Below are 3238 nucleotides of genomic sequence, written 5' to 3' on the forward strand. Positions count from 1 at the left end.
TCCTTTGATCCATTTTGATTATCTTGGTAGTCTCGCTAAGTATTACTTCAATCAGTCTAGGGTCTTTGGTAAGTTCTTTAGACAAAGTATGAGCATAGGGTGAGGGCTCAACAGTGCTAAGATCAACAATCCTATTTTCAGATTTTGAGATTATCTTTTGAGCACATACCAGAATATCTCCATTTTCTAGTGTGATTCCACTTTCTGATGTAGATTTGAATAATATGTCTGGAAGATTATCTCCAGGATTAATCTCCGGTACTCCATCAACAGGTATTAATGATATTGTTTTAGACATATGATCGCACCTTATTGCATGAACTTCGAAATGATAATAGACGACTATGAAACTATTTCAAGATATTGCCTTTGTATAGATAGGGCAATTTTAATATAGATAAAATAGTGTCTGTATTTATTCTCCTTTTTAGACTATGCTTTTTTGCAGGAAACTAATTGCCGTGAAAGCTACCAAACTTATTGAAACCATTGAAAAGCTTGTCAAATTAGCTGATAAAGAATTTTACTACAGCGAGCATAACTTTCAGCTCAGATTCGCATCACAAGATTCAACTTACGTAATTGGAAGCAAGGAGAATGGAACGATTTATCTTTCAGTCTATTTTGGCATGGAAATGGATTTTAAGTTCTATGTTGAAAGAGACGGCACAGTGCGATTGGATGAAGGAAGCTCTGCTAACTTAATGGAGTATTACGGCCCAGAATATGTCATTTCTCTGATAAATAATGCGGGAGAAGCACTTTTAATATTCGGCACAGGAGCAATAAGGGAAGGTAATTACGAGTTTAAAACAATGGAACAGGTGCTTAAAGAATTTCGTGAAATAAGAAATCCCATCAAAGATGAATCTGAAAAACACTAGATTAGATAGGTCTCAAACATAATTACTTCCACTTGATATTACATCCGATACTCGGAATCTGGTCTGAGTTTATTTCCTCACCGCTTAGCATTTGGTCAAGCGCATCTCTTATGTGCTCTCCAGTTACCGGCTTGCCGTTACCAGGGCGGGAGTGATCGAGTTGACCACGATATACGCAGAGCATTTGAGCATCAAAAATATAAAAGTCAGGTGTGCATGCTGCATCATAGGCTTTTGCAACTTCTTGTGTCTCATCATATAAATAAACAAATGGATAGCCAAGTCGATTGGCATCTTCCCTCATTTTATCCGGGTGATCGGCAGGATAATTCTCTACATCATTTGAATTAATCGCGATAAAAGAAACGCCTTTTGGGATGTAATCATTTGCTAGTTCTACTATTCCAATCTGCACATGTTTTACATATGGACAGTGGTTGCATATAAACATTATCACAGTTGCCGAGTCTGATTTTAATTCATCAATATGAAGATGCTTTTCGCTGATGGCATCCCAGAGTCTAAAGTCAGGAGCTTTTGTTCCGAGCGGAAGCATTGTAGAGGGTGTTAAAGCCATTATAAAATCTCCTTAAATTTATTGGAATAGTTATTCGTCTGAAAAATTTATTTTCTTATGCGATCCGTCGCAAAATGGTTTGTTTTCCGATGCCCCGCATCTGCAAAGATAGTAGGGATCTTGATTAGAGACGCCGTCCTCATCATTTATGTTAAGAGCTATATCCTCTGAGACTTCATACGGTCCGTCTAAAAATACCCTAATACTCCTTCTTCCTTCGTCATTTTCTTTATCACTGTCAGCCTTCTCTACTTGATTTGTAAAGCCTATTTTTTTATGAGTTCCATCACAAAATGGCATATTTTGTGAGCCTCCACAACGACACAAAGCCATCCTACTCTTTATCTCAAGCTCCTCACCTTGTGCATCGGTAAGCGTGTCGAGATTTTCTATCCCAAGTGGTCCATCGTCAAATACATTTATGCAACACTTATCACTCATCACAACCTCCATTAAACTGGTTATGTAATAATATTACACATCCTCACTTCAAATTAAAAATTCAAAATTCTCAAAATACTATTGGGAAAATGATTGTTAGAGTATAAACTTTGTGGGCAGTATATATTATCCTGGGAGGGAGTATAACCATGAGCAGCAGCGAAATTAATCAGAAAAAATCCGAGCAGTTTGCAGACACTCTACTTTCAATATTAAACAGCGGAGCTATCAATTTAATGATCTCAATTGGCTATCGTACAGGGCTTTTTGATGCGATGAGCACATTAGAGCATTCAACAAGCCACCAGATAGCGGAGGCTGCAAATCTTGATGAGCGCTATGTTAGAGAATGGCTGGCAGCAATGGTAACAGGCAAAATTATAGAGTACGAGCCGCAGAACAAAACATATTATCTTCCAAAAGAACACGCCGCATGGCTTACCAGAGACGCAGCTCCTAATAATATAGCAGTGACCGCTCAGTGGATATCCGTCTTGGGAGCCGTTGAGGACAAAGTTGTAGAGTGCTTTCAAAATGGTGGTGGAGTCCCTTATGAAGCTTTTGAGCGTTTCCATGAAGTTATGGCTGATGAAAGCCGTCAGACTGTTATACTGCCGCTAATTGATCAAACGCTTCCACTGATTCCCGGCATCAAAGAAAAACTAGTAGAAGGTATAGAAGTTTTGGACGTTGGATGCGGAAGCGGCTTTGCTCTTGTACATATGGCAAAAGAGTTTCCTAACAGCAATTTCACAGGATACGACATTTCTCAAGAGGCGATAGGCAAAGGGATGGCAAACGCGAAAGAGTACGGGTTAACAAATGTGAACCTCGTTGCAAAAGATGTCGCTCAAATTGAAGATGTAGGAAAGTTTGATCTTATTACAACATTTGATGCCGTACACGACCAGGCAGACCCAGACGGGGTACTTTCTAATATAAATAAAGCTCTAAAAGATGACGGCGTTTATTTAATGCAGGACATTGCCGGATCAAGCCATGTCCACAATAATATGGATCATCCTTTAGCTCCGCTCCTGTATACAACTTCATGTATGCACTGCATGACTGTGTCGCTCGCACAAAACGGCAAGGGGCTGGGGGCTATGTGGGGAAAAGAGCTTGCGATTGATATGCTAAATAATGCTGGATTTGATCAGGTGGAAGTTATAGAACAGGAGCATGACCCGATAAACTATTATTATATTGTTAGGAAATAGGGGGCAAGTTATTTAGAATCGAAACGGGGAAATAAGCTATCACCTTTTTCGACGCTCTGACCTGACTCTACAACTCCCCATTCTTTAGCGTGGGTTAAATTCATTGAGTCTAGAGA

At 39.4% G+C, this 3238-nt stretch carries 5 protein-coding genes; 2 read left to right on the plus strand and 3 right to left on the minus strand.

The annotated features are described in order from the left end of the window. Nucleotides 1-298, minus strand: a 298-nt coding sequence (locus AAF462_11145) for a coenzyme F420-0:L-glutamate ligase (protein ID MEM7009678.1), incomplete at its 3' end; no start/stop codon positions are given. A gap of 163 nt (nucleotides 299-461) precedes the next feature. Here AAF462_11145 and AAF462_11150 point away from each other — a divergent pair. Further along, nucleotides 462-884, plus strand: coding sequence for a hypothetical protein (locus AAF462_11150; protein ID MEM7009679.1), 423 nt, complete (start codon nucleotides 462-464; stop codon nucleotides 882-884). 22 nt (nucleotides 885-906) lie between these two features. On the opposite strand, the gene AAF462_11155 is transcribed toward AAF462_11150, so the two are convergent. Together AAF462_11155 and AAF462_11160 are read right to left on the minus strand one after the other, a co-directional pair. Further along, nucleotides 907-1461 (minus strand): thioredoxin family protein, encoded by a 555-nt coding sequence (locus AAF462_11155; protein MEM7009680.1) that lies wholly within the window; start codon nucleotides 1459-1461, stop codon nucleotides 907-909. A 30-nt stretch (nucleotides 1462-1491) separates the two neighbouring features. Next, nucleotides 1492-1902 (minus strand): CDGSH iron-sulfur domain-containing protein, encoded by a 411-nt coding sequence (locus tag AAF462_11160; GenBank protein MEM7009681.1) that lies wholly within the window; start codon nucleotides 1900-1902, stop codon nucleotides 1492-1494. A 149-nt stretch (nucleotides 1903-2051) separates the two neighbouring features. On the opposite strand from AAF462_11160, the gene AAF462_11165 reads away from it, so the two are divergent. Beyond that, nucleotides 2052-3122 carry a class I SAM-dependent methyltransferase gene (locus AAF462_11165; protein ID MEM7009682.1) on the plus strand — a complete coding sequence of 357 codons (1071 nt, stop codon included), beginning with the start codon at nucleotides 2052-2054 and terminating at the stop codon, nucleotides 3120-3122. The last annotated feature ends 116 nt before the right edge of the window (nucleotides 3123-3238 follow it).

It is taken from the genome of Thermodesulfobacteriota bacterium, from assembly GCA_039028315.1.
Lineage (GTDB): Bacteria > Desulfobacterota_D > UBA1144 > Nemesobacterales > UBA2774 > CR02bin9.

Bases quoted from the DNA above. Each gene is read 5' to 3' on its own strand.
- AAF462_11155 (MEM7009680.1), bottom strand. From the start codon at position 1,461: ATGGCTTTAACACCCTCTACAATGCTTCCGCTCGGAACAAAAGCTCCT.
- AAF462_11160 (MEM7009681.1), bottom strand. From the start codon at position 1,902: ATGAGTGATAAGTGTTGCATAAATGTATTTGACGATGGACCACTTGGG.
- AAF462_11165 (MEM7009682.1), top strand. From the start codon at position 2,052: ATGAGCAGCAGCGAAATTAATCAGAAAAAATCCGAGCAGTTTGCAGAC.